This is a genomic window from Cupriavidus sp. TMH.W2, assembly GCF_050847365.1.
Classification (GTDB): Bacteria; Pseudomonadota; Gammaproteobacteria; order Burkholderiales; family Burkholderiaceae; genus Cupriavidus.
Window position 1 is genome coordinate 2,490,294 of sequence record NZ_CP193792.1, and the last position, 15,873, is coordinate 2,506,166.

The 15,873-nt window shown below is 67.2% G+C and carries 13 protein-coding genes and 1 tRNA gene; 3 read left to right on the top strand and 11 right to left on the bottom strand.

Going from position 1 to position 15,873, the window contains the following annotated elements:
- Window positions 1-9: 9 nt before the first annotated feature.
- Window positions 10-477, bottom strand: a complete 468-nt coding sequence (locus tag ACREYQ_RS11470; RefSeq protein ID WP_432257723.1) for an RcnB family protein — start codon at window positions 475-477, stop codon at window positions 10-12.
- Between the two features lie 486 nt (window positions 478-963).
- On the opposite strand from ACREYQ_RS11470, the gene ACREYQ_RS11475 reads away from it, so the two are divergent.
- On the top strand, window positions 964-1,233 hold the full coding sequence (locus ACREYQ_RS11475) for a hypothetical protein (RefSeq protein WP_432257724.1): 270 nt from the start codon (window positions 964-966) through the stop codon (window positions 1,231-1,233).
- A 221-nt stretch (window positions 1,234-1,454) separates the two neighbouring features.
- Here the strand turns inward: ACREYQ_RS11475 and ACREYQ_RS11480 are convergent.
- A tRNA-Arg gene (locus tag ACREYQ_RS11480) sits at window positions 1,455-1,529 on the bottom strand.
- Between the two features lie 323 nt (window positions 1,530-1,852).
- The gene (locus ACREYQ_RS11485; RefSeq protein ID WP_432257725.1) at window positions 1,853-2,344 is read right to left on the bottom strand and encodes a lecithin retinol acyltransferase family protein; all 492 of its coding nucleotides are present in this window, start codon (window positions 2,342-2,344) and stop codon (window positions 1,853-1,855) included.
- 455 nt (window positions 2,345-2,799) lie between these two features.
- Here ACREYQ_RS11485 and ACREYQ_RS11490 point away from each other — a divergent pair, with 455 nt between their 5' ends.
- Both ACREYQ_RS11490 and ACREYQ_RS11495 read left to right on the top strand, forming a co-directional pair.
- A complete protein-coding gene (locus tag ACREYQ_RS11490; RefSeq protein WP_432257726.1) occupies window positions 2,800-3,093 on the top strand; it encodes a hypothetical protein in 294 nt (97 codons plus the stop codon).
- A gap of 73 nt (window positions 3,094-3,166) precedes the next feature.
- Window positions 3,167-3,943, top strand: coding sequence for a PP2C family protein-serine/threonine phosphatase (locus tag ACREYQ_RS11495; RefSeq protein ID WP_432257727.1), 777 nt, complete (start codon window positions 3,167-3,169; stop codon window positions 3,941-3,943).
- A gap of 12 nt (window positions 3,944-3,955) precedes the next feature.
- Here ACREYQ_RS11495 and ACREYQ_RS11500 read toward each other — a convergent pair whose 3' ends face one another.
- The 8 genes from ACREYQ_RS11500 to ACREYQ_RS11535 form a co-directional block, all read right to left on the bottom strand.
- On the bottom strand, window positions 3,956-5,272 hold the full coding sequence (locus tag ACREYQ_RS11500) for a sigma-54 interaction domain-containing protein (protein WP_432257728.1): 1,317 nt from the start codon (window positions 5,270-5,272) through the stop codon (window positions 3,956-3,958).
- Window positions 5,269-8,388, bottom strand: coding sequence for a peptidase domain-containing ABC transporter (locus ACREYQ_RS11505; RefSeq protein WP_432257729.1), 3,120 nt, complete (start codon window positions 8,386-8,388; stop codon window positions 5,269-5,271). Before ACREYQ_RS11505 ends, ACREYQ_RS11500 begins: the two co-directional genes overlap by 4 nt.
- Window positions 8,369-9,121, bottom strand: coding sequence for a peptidylprolyl isomerase (locus ACREYQ_RS11510; protein ID WP_432257730.1), 753 nt, complete (start codon window positions 9,119-9,121; stop codon window positions 8,369-8,371). Before ACREYQ_RS11510 ends, ACREYQ_RS11505 begins: the two co-directional genes overlap by 20 nt.
- Before the next feature lie 78 nt (window positions 9,122-9,199).
- A complete protein-coding gene (locus ACREYQ_RS11515; RefSeq protein ID WP_432257731.1) occupies window positions 9,200-10,582 on the bottom strand; it encodes an HlyD family efflux transporter periplasmic adaptor subunit in 1,383 nt (460 codons plus the stop codon).
- Entirely contained in the window at window positions 10,579-13,206 is a 2,628-nt protein-coding gene (locus tag ACREYQ_RS11520; protein WP_432257732.1) for an FHA domain-containing protein, read from the bottom strand. Before ACREYQ_RS11520 ends, ACREYQ_RS11515 begins: the two co-directional genes overlap by 4 nt.
- 228 nt (window positions 13,207-13,434) lie before the next feature.
- Window positions 13,435-14,898: an efflux transporter outer membrane subunit gene (locus ACREYQ_RS11525; protein WP_432257733.1), complete on the bottom strand. Its 1,464-nt coding sequence runs from the start codon at window positions 14,896-14,898 to the stop codon at window positions 13,435-13,437.
- Window positions 14,899-15,082: 184 nt separating this feature from the next.
- On the bottom strand, window positions 15,083-15,352 hold the full coding sequence (locus ACREYQ_RS11530) for a hypothetical protein (RefSeq protein WP_432257734.1): 270 nt from the start codon (window positions 15,350-15,352) through the stop codon (window positions 15,083-15,085).
- Between the two features lie 56 nt (window positions 15,353-15,408).
- Window positions 15,409-15,678, bottom strand: coding sequence for a hypothetical protein (locus ACREYQ_RS11535; RefSeq protein WP_432257735.1), 270 nt, complete (start codon window positions 15,676-15,678; stop codon window positions 15,409-15,411).
- Window positions 15,679-15,873: the final 195 nt, after the last annotated feature.

The following is a 15,873-nucleotide window of genomic DNA, read 5'->3' on the forward strand; positions in this document are numbered from 1 at the left end:
TACCGTTCCCTAGCGCCCGATGACCACCTGGAAGACTACGCCGGTCGGGACGGCGACCAGGAAGTATTCCCCGCCAATCCCCACCCACTGGTATCCGCGCGGCGGCGGCGATAGCCGATAGGCGCGCCAGTCATCGATCACGTACTGACGGTGACGGTATTCCGGCGGGATCCTTTCACCCTTTTGCCAGTGGCCAGGGCCCGGGCGGTCAGCGCGACGATCGGGGCCGTACCCGCCGTCCATCTGCCCCCTGCCCCGGTCACCGTCCCAGCCTCTGTCACCCTGCCGGCCGTGGTCACCGTCCCGGCCGTGGCCGTTGTAGCCGTGCTGGTTATCGCGATCCTGACCCTGATCGTGACCCATGGAAGGCCTTCCGCGATCATCGCCATCAGGACCCCTGCCCTGGGCATGGGCGGCAATCGAAATGACAGTGCACGCCGCTAGCGCCAGGCTGGCAAACATCTTGATCTTCCGCATCTCGATCTCCATACGCCCATGTGATTGAGGGCCTAGTATCGCTGCCCGCCCTGCCACCGGTCTCTGTCGCCACCGTAGTCCCGGTGGTCGCCCCAGCCGCGATCGCCGTGGTCCCGGTCGTGGTCCCCGCGGCCATCTCGGCCGTAGTAACCGCCACCGCCCCGATGCTCGCCTCCATAGGGCGCCACAACGCAGCCGCTGAGCAATGCAATGGAAGCGGCAAGCAGCGCAAGGATGGGCTTCATAAGGCTCTCCTATTCAACCTTCTTCCTCTTTTTCAGCATATGTATTGGATTGGCGGACGGATGTAGGACATGGGGTCTTCCACAACGTGGATTCCTCCTACAACGCGCAATGGACAGGCAACGGCCTCGGCGGATTACAAGTTATTACAGTGCTCAGGGCACAAAGCGCCCTATGCTCCAGCCTGGCAGCGCCAAACGGGCACCTGAGGATGTCAACACAGATTGAATAAAGGAGGATCCCATGAGCAAGACCCGCATACTTTCCCTGATCGCGGTCGCCATGCTGGCAACAGGCTCGATGTCGGTGTTTGCTCAGCGTGGCGGTGGAGGCGGCGTGGGCGGAGCCAGGGGCGATTTCGGCGGCCGCTCGGACAGCCACATCAGCAGCCAGGGACTGCGTAACAGCAATGGCCCGGATACGGCAGACCGCGACAAGGGGCGCGCGCGCGCGCGGGACAGGGCCGAGTTGCACACCCGGCATGGCAAGCACCATGCGCACAGCAAGCATTGATCGTTCGCCCCCCCGCTGCGCAAGGCGGCCTGCTGGACGGGAAACGCCCGACTTGCGAGTCAAGGGGGCGCCCGCCACAGGCGTAAATCCGGCGTAACGGCAGCGAGAAATATACCGTAAACGGTGGGATTCTTAGGGTAGCCGGGGGACCGGGAATCGCCCGCAAAGCCTTATGCTGCGGTGCTTTGCGGTGAAATGAAGTGGTGCGGGGAAAGTGGGGCTGGTCCCGCCGACAGGAATCGAACCTGTATCTAGCGCTTAGGAGGCGCTCGTTCTATCCATTGAACTACGGCGAGGGACAGGACTGCCAGAATCGGGGGCCGCGGGCGCGGTGATCCTGGAGACGGGCGGAAGTATATCAAAATCCGCACCCGACCTGCCCGGCGGCGGTAGCGGATCAGTCCCGCCGGCTTCGCCCCGTGGCGCGCCCGGATGACGCCCGGCGCGCCGGCTGGCCGGCGTGGCGCAGGGCCCGGCGCGCCGGGCGGTGGCGGCCGCGGGCGCAACTGGCGGCAGTGGTACAGCTGCGGTGGCAGGCTTGTCCGCGCAGGTTGCAGCGCAGTTCCCAGTCGATCAGTCCGGACATGGCAGGCTCCTTGATTCGGTTGCGGTCGCGCGCTCAGGCGAGGCGCGCGCTCAGGTTCAGGCCGCCCAGTTCCGCCTGCAGCACCGCGGCCAGCAGCAGCCAGACGGTTTGCAGCGCGGCGCGCGGGTGGCGCAGGCAGGTTTCCACCTGTTCGCTGCGGCTTTCGCCGGACAGGCACCATGAGCAGAAGTGCTCGCAGTTGTTGGTCAGCAGGTGGTAGGCGTTCTCGCCCAGGCGGGAGCGGGCGCGTTCGACGGCTTGCCGGCCGGTAAAGCGCGCGCAGGGTTCCGGCTTGACGGCGACGCCGAAGCCGGCGGCAAAGGCCTCAATGCTGGCTTCTTCGACCGGGGCGGCTTGCAGGGCACGGGCGAAGCCGGCGTAGTGGATCACGCGGCCGGCGCCGATATAGATGCCATGGTGGGCGTAGCCGTGGCGTTCGGTGACCAGGTGCGCGCCGAGCGGCAGCGGGTCGGCAAAATGCTCATCGCTGCCGGTTTCGCGTTCTTGTTGGTTCCGGATGTTCATGGCTGGTCTCGGTGTGTCGGGTGGTTGCAGGCATTGCTGCCTCATGCCAGGCCAACCGCATCAACCATGCCAAAGCCAGCGAGCCACGGCGGCACAATGGTTCCGGGTGTAATCCGAGGGTTTTGGCGGGGATCAACTGTCGGTTGCCGGCCAACGGCGCGACGGCCGATCTGTTGGCAGGCAACCCCCATCCGTGACATGCCGCGGAGCAGCGGCGGCCGGAAGCGCGGGCTCTCGCAGTGGAGACACCATGGTGGGTATTGCCCGACACCGGCTTGCCAGTGTGTCGGGGCGCCGCCAACGCGGCCGGCCTGCCGCCGGGCCGCGCATCGTCCCCGCCTCACCCGGAAAACCTCGCCACGCCTTGCATTCGAGACATCGGCTTGCCCGGCACGCGGTGTGGCACGCGCCTTGCTCAATCCCGGTACCGCCCCCGCTTTCACCGGAGACCGAACATGGCCACCCTTGCGATCAACGACCTCACCTGCTGCCGCGACCTTGCTCCCGCCGCCATGGCCCACGTGCGCGGCGCCGGCGGACAATGGGTGTTCGGGTGGATCCGGCCGTTCGTGCCGTCGTCCCCGCTGCCGCTCGGGTCGGTGATCAACTTTTACGAGATCACCAACAACTTCTATGCTGATCAGATGAACAACCAGTTCCAGAACATCGATATCCGCAACAACGCGCCAAACGCCAATATCAATGTGCGTGGCGACCAGAGTGCAAGGAACGACGGCCGGCTGATCTGATGCGGATCTGATCGCCAGTGCCGCCGTGGCAACGCCCCGGCTCGTCCGGAGCTTACGCGGACCGGAGGCAAGATTGGGTTTCGACTCGCATTTCCAGTGGACCTCGGCGGCGTGCACGGACGTCGGGCGTGTGCGCGAGCGCAACGAGGACGCTTGCCTGGACCTGCCCGGCCAGGACCTGTGGGCGGTGGCCGACGGCATGGGCGGCCATGCCGTCGGGGACTTCGCCAGCCAGGCCGTGGTCCAGGCGCTGGCCGCGCTGCCGCCGCAGGCCCGGCTGGAAGACCGTGTCGAGGCCACCCGCGCGGCGCTGCAGGGCGTGAACCTGGCGCTGGTCGACGAAGCCGCGCGCCTGGGCGTGCGCTGCATCGGCAGTACCGTGGTGGTGCTGTTGGCCGGAGACCGCCGCTGCGCCTGCCTGTGGGCCGGGGACAGCCGCCTGTACCGGCTGCGCGGCGGCCAGCTGGCCCGACTCACGCGCGACCACAACCAGGTCGAGCGCCTGCTGGCGCGCGGGCTGATCACCCCGGAGCAGGCGCGCCACCATCCCGCGCAGAACACCATCACGCGCGCCGTCGGCGCGGCCCCGACGCTGGCGCCGGAGCAGTTGCTCACCGACGTGGCCGACGGCGACGTCTATCTGCTGTGCAGCGACGGCCTGAGCAACGAGGTCGACGATAGCGATATCGCAGCGGTGCTGGCGCAGCAGGACGTTGCGCAGGCCGCGCAGACACTGGTGCAGATGGCGCTCGACGCGGGCGGGCGCGACAACGTGTCGGTCGTGGTGCTCCGCGCGGCCGACTCCTACGGCTCGGACAAGACCCTGGTCAACCCGGAACTGGACGTCTGAAGCGCCGGCGCCCTACCCCTTGCCGCCTTCGGCCTGCCGGCTGGCGCGGAAGTCCTTCGAGTGGATGCCGTGCTTCTTCAGCAGCATCTGCAGGTGCGAGCGGTTCATGTCGAAGCGCCGCGCCAGTTCGGCGACGGTGCCGCCCACTTCCTGCAAGCCCCGCTCGAGAAACGCGCGCTCGGCCTCGTCGCTGGCGGCGCGCTTGGCCTCGCTCAGTGACGTCGCCATGGTGATGTCCACCGCTGCAGTGCCCGCGCCCACCACTGCCAGCGCGGCGGGCTTCGGCCGGATGTCTTGCGGCAGGTGGGCCAGGTCAGCAGTGTCGCCGGCCAGGCAGCTCAGCCGGTACAGCAGGTTGCGCAGCTCGCGGATGTTGCCCGGGTAATCGTAGTGCAGCAGGAAGTCGCGCAGCCGCGGCGTCAGCCTGACCGGCGCGCGCTTGAGCATGCCCGCGGCCTCGTCGCTGAAGTACGCCACCAGCAGCGGGATCTCGTCGCGCCGCTCACGCAGTGACGGCAGGCTGACGTGGATCACGCTGAGGCGGTAGAACAGGTCCTCGCGGAAGGTGCCGGCCTGGCTCATCCGGCGCAGGTCCTTGTTGGTCGCCGCGACGATGCGCGTATCGACCGAGATGATTTCATCCGAGCCCACGCGCTGGATCTCGTGCGCCTCCAGCACGCGCAGCAGCTTGACCTGCCCGGTCAGTGGCAGCTCGCCGATCTCGTCCAGGAAGATGGTGCCGGTATGCGCGCTCTCGAACTTGCCGCGCCGGTCGTTGCTGGCGCCGGTGAAGGCGCCTTTCTTGTGGCCGAACAGTTCGGATTCGAGCAGGCTGTCGGGAATGGCGCCGCAGTTGACCGAGATGAACGGCTTGTCCGTGCGCGAGCCATTGGCATGGATCACCTTGGCCATCAGTTCCTTGCCGGTGCCGCTCTCGCCGTCGATCAGCACCGGCAGGTCGGTCGGCGCCGCCTTCTCGGCAATCTCCAGCGCTTCCAGCAGCTTGGGATTGTCGCCAAAGGTCCCTTCGAAGACAAAGCTGCGCTCCATCAGCGCCTGCCGGCGCTCGCGCGGCATGCGCTCGACTTCCGGCTGCGGCGGCGCGGCCTCGGCCGACGCCGCCTGCACGAAGCGCTCCTTGTGCGACAGGCCCATCACTTCGTCGCGCAGCGTGGTGGCCTGCTTGAGCAGCTTCTCGATCTCCGGCCGGTCAAGCCGCGACGACCAGCGCAGCGTGGAGCGCAGGATCTCGATCTTCTCGATCAGGCCGGCGAACGACACCGGCGAGGTGACCGAGGCGGGGGTGGCACCCTGGTTATATAGCTTCATGCCGCGCTCAGTTGCTTCTGCACCAGTTGGAAATACATGCCCTTGCGCTCGATCAGCTCTTCATGCCGGCCCTGCTCGACGATGGCGCCCTCATACAGCACCAGGATCTTGTCGGCCTGCATGATGGTGCTGAGCCGGTGCGCGATGATGACCGCGGTGCGCCCGCGCAGGATCTCCTGCATATTGGCCAGGATGTTGCTCTCTGACTGCGTGTCGAGCGCCGAGGTGGCCTCGTCGAACACCAGCAGGCGCGGGTCGTGGTACAGCGCGCGGGCGATGCACAGGCGCTGGATCTGCCCGCCCGAGAGCCCGATGCCGCGCTCGCCCACCACCTGCTCGTAGCCCAGCGGCAGCTTGCTGATAAAGGGATGGGCGTCGGCCATGCGCGCCACCTCCTCGATGCGGCGCCGGTCCGGGCTGTCGTCGCCGCAGGCGATGTTCTCGGCGATGGTGCCCGAGAACAGCAGGTTGGACTGCATCACGTAGCCCACCTGCGCGCGGTAGAAGGCCGCGTCGATCACGTTCAGGTCGTAGCCGTCCACCGTCATGGTGCCCTCGGTGGGCTTGTAGAAGCCCACCAGCAGCTTGGCCAGCGTGGTCTTGCCCGAGCCGCTGCGCCCGACGATGGCCACCATCTCGCCCGGGCGGATGGCGAAGCTGATGTTCTCCAGCACGTAGGGCGTGTCTTCGCCGCCGTAGCGGAAGTACAGGTCCTTCATCACGATCTCGCCTTGCAGGTCGGGCAGCATCACGCGCGACAGCACGTCCTGCGGCTTCTGCTCCGGCTCCAGGTCGAGCACGTCGCCCAGGCGCTCCATCGCCACGCCGGCGTCGTTGAGCTGGCCCCACAACGCCACCAGCCCCATCAGCGGCGCCAGCACGCTGCCCATGAAGGCATTGAAGGCAATGAGCTGGCCGATGGTCAGCTCGCGCTCCAGCACCAGCGTCGCGCCCACCCACAGCACCGCGATGGTGGTCGCGGCATTGAGCAGCTGGCTTGCCAGCCCGACCAGGATATGGAAGGCCTGCGCCTTGTACTGCGCCTCCAGTGCCTTGGTGTACTTGCGCTCCCAGCGCAGCCGCACCGGGCGTTCGATGCCCATGCCCTTGACGGTCTCGGCGCCGCCCAGCGTCTCCATCAGGTAGGCCTTGGCATCGGTCGAGGCAGCGAAGACTTCGCGCGCATAAGTCTTGACCCTGGGCGTCACCACTACCGTCAATGCGGCGATCGGAATGACGAAGGCGATCAGCAGCAGCGTCAGCTTGACGTTGTAGAGAAACATGATGGTGAAGTAGATAAACACCATCAGCAGGTTCAGCGCCGTGGTCACCGTCGACTCGGTCAGGAAGGCGCGGATGGTCTGGTTCTCCTGGAAGCGCGCGAAGATGTCCCCCGTCTTGCGCTTGGCAAAGAACGACAGCGGCAGCGACAGCGTGTGCTTGAAGAAATGCGACATCATGGCGAAATCCATGTTGCGCACCATGAAGTTGGCCAGGTACGCGCGGATCGTCGCCATCAGCTGCGAGAATACGTTGGAGATGATCAGCCCCACGATCAGCAAGTGCAGCAGCCCCACGTTCTGGTGCACCACCACGCCGTCCAGGATGTTCTGGATGATCAGCGGCGGCACCACCCCCAGCATCTGGATCACGAAGGTGGCCAGGAACAGGTGCGCCAGGATCTTCTTGTACGGGGCGAGATAGCCGATAAAGCGCAGCCACGGCGAGCGCGACACCGACAGCTGGGCCAGGCTCTCGCCCGCCGTGAACAGCAGGCAGGTCCCGCTCCAGCCGCGCTCGAACTCCTCCGCGCTCATCTTGCGGAAGCCGATGGCCGGATCGGCCACCCACACCCAGCGCGATGAGATGCCGTACACCACCACGTAGTGGTAGCCCTCCCAGTGCACGATGAAGGGCAGCTCGAAACCCATCAATGAATCGCGCGTGCACTGCACCCCGCGCGTGGTGAAGCCAAGCGATTCGCCCGCGCGCGCCAGGCTGTCGAGCGTGGCGCCCTGGGTGGTCACATTGGCCAGCTCGCGCAGCTTGCCCAGCGTCATCGGGATGCTGTAGTGCCGGCAGATCATCGCCAGGCAGGCGGCGCCGCAATCCATTTCCTCGGCCTGCTCCACCAGCGCAAAGCGGCGGATCAGCTTCTCGCCCAGTTCCGGCCTGGATTGCAGGTCCAGCAGCACCGGGCGCTTGCGCCGTTCGGCCAGCTTCTTCTGCCGATGCAGTTCGCGGTCCAGCACGCGGATGCGCTCTTCCAGCACCTCGCGCAGGCGCGGGTTGCGCTCCAGGATCAACTGCACGGTCTTCTCGGGAATCACCAGCAGGCGCACGTCGGTTTCGGCAATGGCCGAGGCCAGTTGCTCCTGGCGCATCACGCAGGCGCGCTCGCCGAAGATATCGCCCTGCCCCAGCGTGGCCAGCGGGAACTCGCTGCCTTCCTCGCTGCGCGCGATGCGCACGGTGCCCTGGCGCACCACGTACAGGCGCCGGTCCTCGCGCCCGTCCTGCTTCAGGATCTCCCTGCCGGCCGCCACCCGCTTGACGCCGACACTGCGCACCGCGTCTTCCAGCTCCTGCTTGTCAAGCTTGCCGCGCAAATCAAAGAGCCGCGCAACAAAGCCGCCGGCCGAGCTGATCGCGACATAGCTGGTGATAAAGGCCAGTGCGGCGGGATTGCCCGCCACCACGGGCTCGCTCACGCTGCGCGGGATCATCAGCAGCTCGGTCTTGCCCGAGGCGCGCACCGACGACTCATGCCGGTAGTCGCGCAGCAGCGCGATATCGGCAAAGACCTCGCCGGTCTTGCGCACGCCCATGCTGATTTCCTTGCCGTGCTCCTCGTTGAACACGCGCACCGAGCCGGACTTGACGATAAACAGGCCCGGTGCCGCTTCGCCGGCATTGCAGACGGTATCGCCAAAGCCAAACGTCAGCACCTGTGCCGCGTCGGCCAGGCGCGCCAGCTCCTCCGGCGTCAGCACCGACAGGATCTCCACCGAAGCCAGGAAGGCGGCCAGCGCCTGGCCTGCCTCCGGCTTCTGTGCGGCAGCCGCGGCGGCGCCCTCGCCGGCCCCGCCGGACTCGCTAGCGGGCTTCGATGACATGTTCCTGCGCCCTGGCCATCAGCCAGTCCTCGCGCAGCAGGCGGCGCACTTCCACCGCCACGTCGCTGTCGAGCGCGGCCGGGTGCTTGTCGCGCACCAGGAAGACTTCGAAGAACGAGCGGTCGGCGGCCGGGAACGGCCCCAGCAGGTCACCGGGCTCGGCGTTGAAGACCTTGGCCTCGATATCGGTCTTGAGCGAGCCGCGCAGCACCTTGCCGATCTCGCCGCCGCGCTCGCGCGTGTCGGCGATGGAATGCTCGCGCGCCATCTCGGCAAAGGCCTCGGGATCGTCCTGCAGATACGAGATCAGTTCCTTGGCCTTGCCTTCGCTGTCGACCACGATATGGCTGACCTCGATGCTGTCGAAGCGCGGCGAGTTGAGCGCAAAATACTCCTGCACCGCGGCCTCGCTGCATACCTGCTCCATCATCCGCTCCTGGTACAGGCTGTCGGTGATAAAGGCTTCGAACTCGTCCAGGCTGACGTTCAGCGCGTCCAGGTAATGATTCATGTCGGCGGCGCGGTGCAGGCCCTGCACGCGGCGGAACTGGTCGGCGCGCTCCTGGATCTCCTCGGGCGTGACCACCAGGCCCTGCCGCTTTGCCGCGTGCACGGTCAGCTTGTCGCGCACCATCTGCTCGACCAGCCCTTCGAACTGCCCGGTCAGCTTGAGCATGCGCACGAATTCCTCGACGCCAAGCACCTCGTCGTCGATACGCACAATGCCAGTCATTTTCTCGGCTCCTTTGACGCCCGGCGCGGTTACGCAGCCAGGCTGTCCAGACATGCGGTTCCAGTCTTCCCTGCTGCGCTAGCCGGCTACCTCGCGGAAGGGGTCCAGCCCCAGGTCGATCAGGCGGCGTTCGCGCACCACGATCTCCGCCGTGGCGGTCATGCCGTAGCGCAACGGATACTTGCTGTCGGCCACGGCGTAGTAGTCGCGTGCCAGGCGCACGCGGCCCTCGTAGACCGGCTGTTTGTCAGGCCCGCCCGGCTTGGTGGCGGGCGAGATGAACTCGAGCGTGCCGTCGATGATCCCGTAGCGCTGGTACGGGAAGGCGCTGAACTTGAGCTTGACCGGCAGGCCCTCGCGCAGGAAGGCGCGGTCGCGCTCGGCAATCACGATCTTCACCACCGGGCGCGCATCCTTGGGGGCAATGCCGCCCAGCGGCGTATTGGCCTGGACCTTGTCGCCGCGCTGGGTCGAGGTGACATCGGTGATCACGCCCGACACCGGCGCCAGGATCAGCAGGAAGTTGTCCTTGTCGATATTCTCGAAGCGGATGCGCGCCGCCGCGTCCGCCACCAGTCGCGCCGTCTGCACCTGCAGGCGCAGCTTGTCCTCGGTGTTGGCGATCTCGCGCAGGGCCGCGTCGTACTGCACGCGCAACCCGGCCAGGTCCTGGCCACTGCTTTCAAGCTCGGAACTGGCCTGGGTGAGCTCGCGGCCCAGGCGCGCGTCCAGTTCGGACAGCCGCGACTGCGCCACGCGCAGGTTGTTCTCGGCGTCCTGCGCCGCGGCACGCTTGGCGTCGACCTGCGACTGCGACACCCCGCCACCGCCGGGCAGTGCCAGCAGGCGCGCATAGCGGTCCTGCTCCTGGCGCGCGAACTCGCGCGCGCGGCGGGCGTTCTCGAGGTTGCTGCGCGCTTCCTGCAACTGGGCGCGCTGTTGCTCGGCGAGCCGCGTGGTGCCTTCGGCGATGCGGGTCTCGTGCTGGCGCGTGGCCACATCGATCTGCTGCTTGAGCGCCGCAGCGCGGCGTTCCATCAGCGCCTTCTTGTCGGGGAACTGCTTCCACTCGCGCTCAGAGTCTTCCAGCTTGAGCTGCGCCTCCAGCGCATTGGCCGCGGCCTCGATCGCCCCGCGCGCATTCAGGCGCGCCAGCACGTCGTCCTTGGACACGGGCTGCCCTTCGGCCACGTAGAGGTCGGCGAGCTCGCCGTCCACCGGGGCATAGAAGCGCCGCACCTCGGATTCCGGCGCCAGCGTGCCCTGCGCCGTGACAATGACATCGGCATGCCCGACGAACGACCATACCAGCCCGCATATCACCAGCGCGAAGGTGGTGACGATGGTCAGCAGGCCCAGCCGCGACGGCTCGGCGCTGAGCAGGCCGATGCCTTCGGCGCCGTGGTCTTCCAGCGCCTCCGAAAGCGGCTTGAGGCCGCCCTGGCGTGCATCGTCCTTCATGACTGCCCCGCTTGTTGAGGCGCCGCGGCTGGTGCGGCTGGTGCGGCTGGTGCGGCTGTTTCAGGCGCCTTGCCGGTGTCCTCGCCGCCGATCAGTTCCAGCTTGGTCTTGAGCACAGCCGGATCGAGCACGGTGCGCAGTTCACGCAGTGCATGCCGCTGCTGGTCGGCCTCGGCGCGGATGTCTTCCTCGACCTTGGCCAGCTGCGCCAGATCGGCGCTTTCCCCCGCGCGCAATTGCGTGAAGATGCGCATGCCCTGGCGCGCATCGTCCTGCGCTTGCGACAGCAGCCGTGCCTGCGCGCGGAACTTGGCCGAGATGCCGGCCTCGAGCCGCAGCTCGCCGCCGATCACGCCGTTGCTGCGGTATTGCTTCCAGGCCGCGACGGCGCTTGCCATCAGTTCGCGCGCGCGCCGCAGGGCGCTGTCGCGCACGCCGTTGACGTCGGCCTCGACGGCCTTGGCGAAATAGCGGTCCTCATCGGCATCGAGCATGGCGTAGAAGCCCAGCAGCCGGTCTTCGTAGCCCTTGGTGCCGCGCGCGGACTGCAGCTCCGCGTACTGCGAAACCACCTTCTGCTTGTGCGCCAGGTCGCGCGCCAGGTCGTCGGCCCACGGGCCGCCGCGGATCTGCCTGAGGCCTGCGATTGCCGTGGTGCTGTCTCCCTGCTGCCATGCCTTGGCCACACTTGCATACTGGCTTGCCATCTCCGGCGGCGGCAGGCGCGCCGCCAGGCTGGCGAACTGTGCCTGGAACGGCGGCGTGTCAAAGCGGCTGTCGGCCAGCCGCGCCACCAGCGGCCCGGGCCGGCGCGCGCGCAGCGCCTGCATCAGCGCGGTGTAGCGGTCCAGGTCCGACTGCACGCGGTCCAGCCCGGCCAGGCGCGGATACTTCTCGCGATACTCGGCAATCACCGGCGGCAAGGCCTCCGGGCGGTCCCGGCCCAGTTCGGCAGTGATGGTGGCATTGAGCCGGTCGACCGCCGCCAGGTAGACCGAGGCGTCGTTCTGCAGCCGGCGCACTTCGCTGAGCGCATCGGCATAGAGGTCACGGAAGGCCGGCACCTCGCCCGCGATGCGCCCGAGCGCGCGCTGGTGCGCGGTGGTGTCGTCGTTCCAGTACGCCAGCAGGTGCCGGATCGGCGCCTCGTCGGTATAGAGGCGGACCGGCGCGTCGGCGCCGCGCTGCGCGGTGAAGCGTTCGAGCCTGCCGATCCAGTCGAGCTCGGCCACCAGCGGCCGCGCATCGGCATTGTGCGTGCTCAGCTTGCGCATCTGTGCCAGCACGGCATCCGCACCGGTGACATCGCCCGACTTCAGCCTGACGGCGAAGTCGGGCACATAAGCCTGCAGCAATGCCTCGGTGCCGATGCCCTGGACCTGGGTATTGTCGGGATGGCGCGCCAGGTAGCTGTCGGCGGCCTGCGCCGCACCCGCGTGGTCGCCGGCGGCGAACCGTGCCTGCACCTCGCGCTCCGGCGCGCCACGCCAGTAGACCACCGCGCCCGCCAGTACCGCGAGCAGCAGCAAGGCGCCTCCCCATCGCGCCGCGCGCCGCGTGCGCGCCGGATCGTCCAGGCCGAACATCCGGGCCCCTTCCGCCAGCAGCAGCGCGGCGCGGCCGCGTTTGCGGCGCGCCTGCGCGCCTTCGTGCGCCGCCGTGGCCGCGGCGGCAAGGGCCTCGGCCTCGGTGTTGATCTCGTCATCCTGATGCGCCGCGTAGTCGACGCAGAAGATGTCGAGAAAGGAATCGGGCGCGCCGACAAAGGTGGTGCGGTCGTCCTCGTCGCGCGCGGGTGCCGCCGGGGATGCGGGCGGCGCGTCCGGCGCAGAGACGGGCTGCAGCATCGAATGCGTCGCCGTGACCTCGCCGTCGCCGGTGCGCTGGACCTGCGCCTTGTAGAAAAAGTGATTGCCGCCAAAGGCGATCAGGTCGCCGTCGTCCAGCGGCACGCCGTGGTCCGCCAGGCGCTTGCCGTTGACGAAGGTGCCGTTGGTGCTGCCCAGGTCTTCCACGAAAGGCACGCCGGCCTTGAGATACACATGCGCGTGGCGCCGCGACAGGTAGTTGACCTGGTGCGGATAGCTGTCGCGATAGCGCGCGAAGGCATCGTCAGCTTTGCTGATCAGGTAGGGGAACTGATCCACATGCAGCGGCTGCAGCCCGACGTCATTGCGTTCCGGCACCAGCGTCAGCGCCACCCGCGGCGGCTCGGGCTGCGGCGCGCGCGGCGACAGCCGCACCCGGAACGACAGCGCCGGCCCGAAGGCCACCTCATCGCCATCGCTGAGCTGCGCCGGCAGGCGCGCCACCGCCGCGCCGTTCACGCGCGTGCCGTTCTTGCTGCCGAGGTCCGCCACGTAGACCGCGCCATGCTCGGCAAAGATGCGCGCATGGCGGCGCGACAGCGGCGCGGCCAGGTCTTCCGGGTAGGCGGCGAACGGCAACTCGCTGCGGCCGACCGCGAACAGGTCTTCGTCGATGCGGATCTCGCCCAGCTCGGGGCGCGCCACGGGCGTCAGGAACACATCGAATTCCTGAGCCTGATCCTGAGAGAACTCCCGAGCGAATCCCTGGGCCATTTTCACCGGCATTTCCATGATCAGTGCTTCGTCAGGAGCCATGTTTCCAGCGAGCCAACAGCGCGGCTGCCGCGGCGGCAGGCCAGGGGGGTGAAGCGACTAAGAACATAGTAGGCGACGGCTTAGGCTAGTCAATCGGCCGCGGGACGCGCGGTTGGCACGGCAACGGCACCTGCAGCGGGGCAAGCGGCCAGCGGGTGCAGACACGTTACGCAACGCGTTGCGTACGCCGGCGTCACCTGGACACCGGCGCAGCGCGGTGGGCAGCACTTATTGCGGCGGATTCAAGGCCGTGTTGCGCACATCCGCATCGGGCCAGCCGCCGCCAAGCGCCTTGTACAGCGTGACGGTATCGGCCAGGATCTGTTGGTGGACCGCCAACAATTGCAGTTGCGCGGCCAGCAGCGAGCGCTCGGTCTCGAACACCTCCAGCTGCGAAACCACCCCCTCCTTCAATTGCGCCTCGATCTGCGCGGACACGACGCGCAGCTGCTCCACCTGCTGCTGCAGCTCGATGCGCTGCTTCTTGTGCGCGTCGACGTTGACCAGTGCGGTCTCCACCTCTTCGAACGCGGTCATCACGGTACGGCCATATTCGTTTTCCGCCACGCCCACTTGCGCCTCCGTGGTCTTCACACGCGCGCGCACGCTCGGGTCCAGCATCGGCAGGTTGATGCTGGGCATAAAGCCGAAGGTGAAGGACTTGAGCAGGTCACTCAGCGCAAAGCTGGCGGTGCCGCCGCGCGCGGTCAGGCTGATGGAGGGCAGTTGCGCCAGGCGTGCCTGGCCGACGATGTTGTAGGCCGCCAGCACGCGGTATTCAGCCGCCACCACATCCGGACGGCGCGCCAGCAACTGCGAGGGCAGCCCGGCCGGCACCGCGGGCGGCTGCACGCGGTCCTGCAGGCGCCCTGGCGGCACCTTGAGATTGCCGGCGGGCACGCCGACCAGCGTGGCCAGCGCGTTCTCCGCCACATCGCGCGAACGGCGCAGTTCCAGCAGGTCCTTGTTCAGCCGGTTGATTTCCGCCTGCTGCTGCATCACGCGGATCTTGGGCACCAGGCCGTTCTGGTACATGGCCTGATAGGTCGACAGAATCTGCCCGTTCTTCGCCACGGTGCGCGTCTGCTGCTCGATCTGCTCGTCGAACTGCAGGATCTGGAAGTAAGTGGTCGATACATTGGACACCAGCGTCAGGTAGCCGGCACGCCAGTCGGCCTCGGTGGCTCGGAACTCCGCGGCCTGCGCCTGCACGCCCTTCTCCACCTTGCCCCAGATATCGATGTCCCAGTTCAACTGGGTGGCGGCGTTATACGTCCACGTGGACTTCTGCCCGGTGCTCTTGTCGAAGCTTGCGCCGGCAGCGACATCGACCACCGGCAGCCCGCCGGCACGGGCCTCGCCGATCTGCGCGTTGGCCACGCGGATGCGCGCCGCCAGCACCTTGATGTCGTAGTTGCCGGCAAGCGCCTGCTCGATCAGCTTGTTCAGGTAGGGATCCCTGAATCCCACCCACCAGTTCGGCTGCACCGTTTCCGCCGGCGATACCGTGATCGAACCCTGGCGCGACCATTCCGTCTTGGCCGGCGTTTCCGGGCGCTTGTACACCGGCGGCCGGAAGTCGGCGCAGCCTGCCAGCAGCGCCGCGCAAGCCGCCAGCGCGGGCAGCCAGGCAGCGCGGCGCGGCGCGGGGATTGACGCAAGCCCGGTCGAGGCAGTGATGGATTCAGGCACGATGTGTTCCTGCGTGCGACGGCGGCTGGCGGGATACGCTGGAGATACCCCAAGGCATGCCGGGGCCGCGAAGTCTGTCTGTATTGTGGTGCGCGCTGGCGCGCGCTCCAACCCCGATATGCAAGGGGTCAACAAAAGCGCCGCGGGGACGCCCCCGCGGCGCAGCGCCATCTCAACAACCTTCTCAACGATAGATGTTGTTGCTGGCGTTCTGGTTGGTATTCACATGCGAATCGACATGGTCGAGGAAGGCCGAGCCATTGCCATTCAGATTGGTCACGGACTGCAATTGCGCGATGTCTTGCTTGGCGGTGATGCTGCCGTCGAACGCGAGCTTGATCGGCGCATACACGGCGGCAAAGGGCAGGTAGGCCAGGCCGCCGCGTACAGCGTGCATGCGCTTGCTGTCGAGGGTTTCAGTGGCGGACAGGTCCTTGATGGTCAGCGTGGTCATGATGGTCTCCGGTATCGGTAGTCAGTGCTTGGGTTCAGTCAGCCGGGCGCGAGGGCTCAGCCGTAGATGTTGTTGGAGGCGTTCTGGTTGGTGCGCACGTCGGACTTGACGTGGTCCAGGAAGGCCGAGCCGTTGCCGTTCATGTTGGTGACGGTCTGCATCTGCGCGATGTCCTGCGTGGCGGTGATGCTCTTGTCGAACGACAGGCTCAGTGGCCGGAACACCGGCATGAACGGCAACAGGGCGTGGCCGCCGCGCACGGCGAGCATGCCCTTGCGGTCCAGGGTGTCGATGGTGGTCAGGTCGGTGATGGTCAGCGTGGTCATGATGGTCTCCTGGTAGAGGAAGGTATTGCCTTGAGGTTGGGTTCGAGCATCGGGTTGGTGTCGCGCTCGGGATGAACAATCGCAGGGAGCGTGCCAGCTGGGGTGCCATGAGCGGGGGGATTGCGGAAGTGCCTGAAAATATGGGGGTTTTTCTTTTCAGGTCGCGGTTTGGGTTGGGGGGTGATGGGGTTGATG

What these genes read in the sequence shown, in the direction of transcription:
- ACREYQ_RS11470 (WP_432257723.1), bottom strand. Translation starts at nt 477, where the DNA reads ATGCGGAAGATCAAGATGTTTGCCAGCCTGGCGCTAGCGGCGTGCACT.
- ACREYQ_RS11475 (WP_432257724.1), top strand. Translation starts at nt 964, where the DNA reads ATGAGCAAGACCCGCATACTTTCCCTGATCGCGGTCGCCATGCTGGCA.
- ACREYQ_RS11485 (WP_432257725.1), bottom strand. Translation starts at nt 2,344, where the DNA reads ATGAACATCCGGAACCAACAAGAACGCGAAACCGGCAGCGATGAGCAT.
- ACREYQ_RS11490 (WP_432257726.1), top strand. Translation starts at nt 2,800, where the DNA reads ATGGCCACCCTTGCGATCAACGACCTCACCTGCTGCCGCGACCTTGCT.
- ACREYQ_RS11500 (WP_432257728.1), bottom strand. Translation starts at nt 5,272, where the DNA reads ATGAAGCTATATAACCAGGGTGCCACCCCCGCCTCGGTCACCTCGCCG.
- ACREYQ_RS11505 (WP_432257729.1), bottom strand. Translation starts at nt 8,388, where the DNA reads ATGTCATCGAAGCCCGCTAGCGAGTCCGGCGGGGCCGGCGAGGGCGCC.
- ACREYQ_RS11510 (WP_432257730.1), bottom strand. Translation starts at nt 9,121, where the DNA reads ATGACTGGCATTGTGCGTATCGACGACGAGGTGCTTGGCGTCGAGGAA.
- ACREYQ_RS11515 (WP_432257731.1), bottom strand. Translation starts at nt 10,582, where the DNA reads ATGAAGGACGATGCACGCCAGGGCGGCCTCAAGCCGCTTTCGGAGGCG.
- ACREYQ_RS11520 (WP_432257732.1), bottom strand. Translation starts at nt 13,206, where the DNA reads ATGGCTCCTGACGAAGCACTGATCATGGAAATGCCGGTGAAAATGGCC.
- ACREYQ_RS11530 (WP_432257734.1), bottom strand. Translation starts at nt 15,352, where the DNA reads ATGACCACGCTGACCATCAAGGACCTGTCCGCCACTGAAACCCTCGAC.
- ACREYQ_RS11535 (WP_432257735.1), bottom strand. Translation starts at nt 15,678, where the DNA reads ATGACCACGCTGACCATCACCGACCTGACCACCATCGACACCCTGGAC.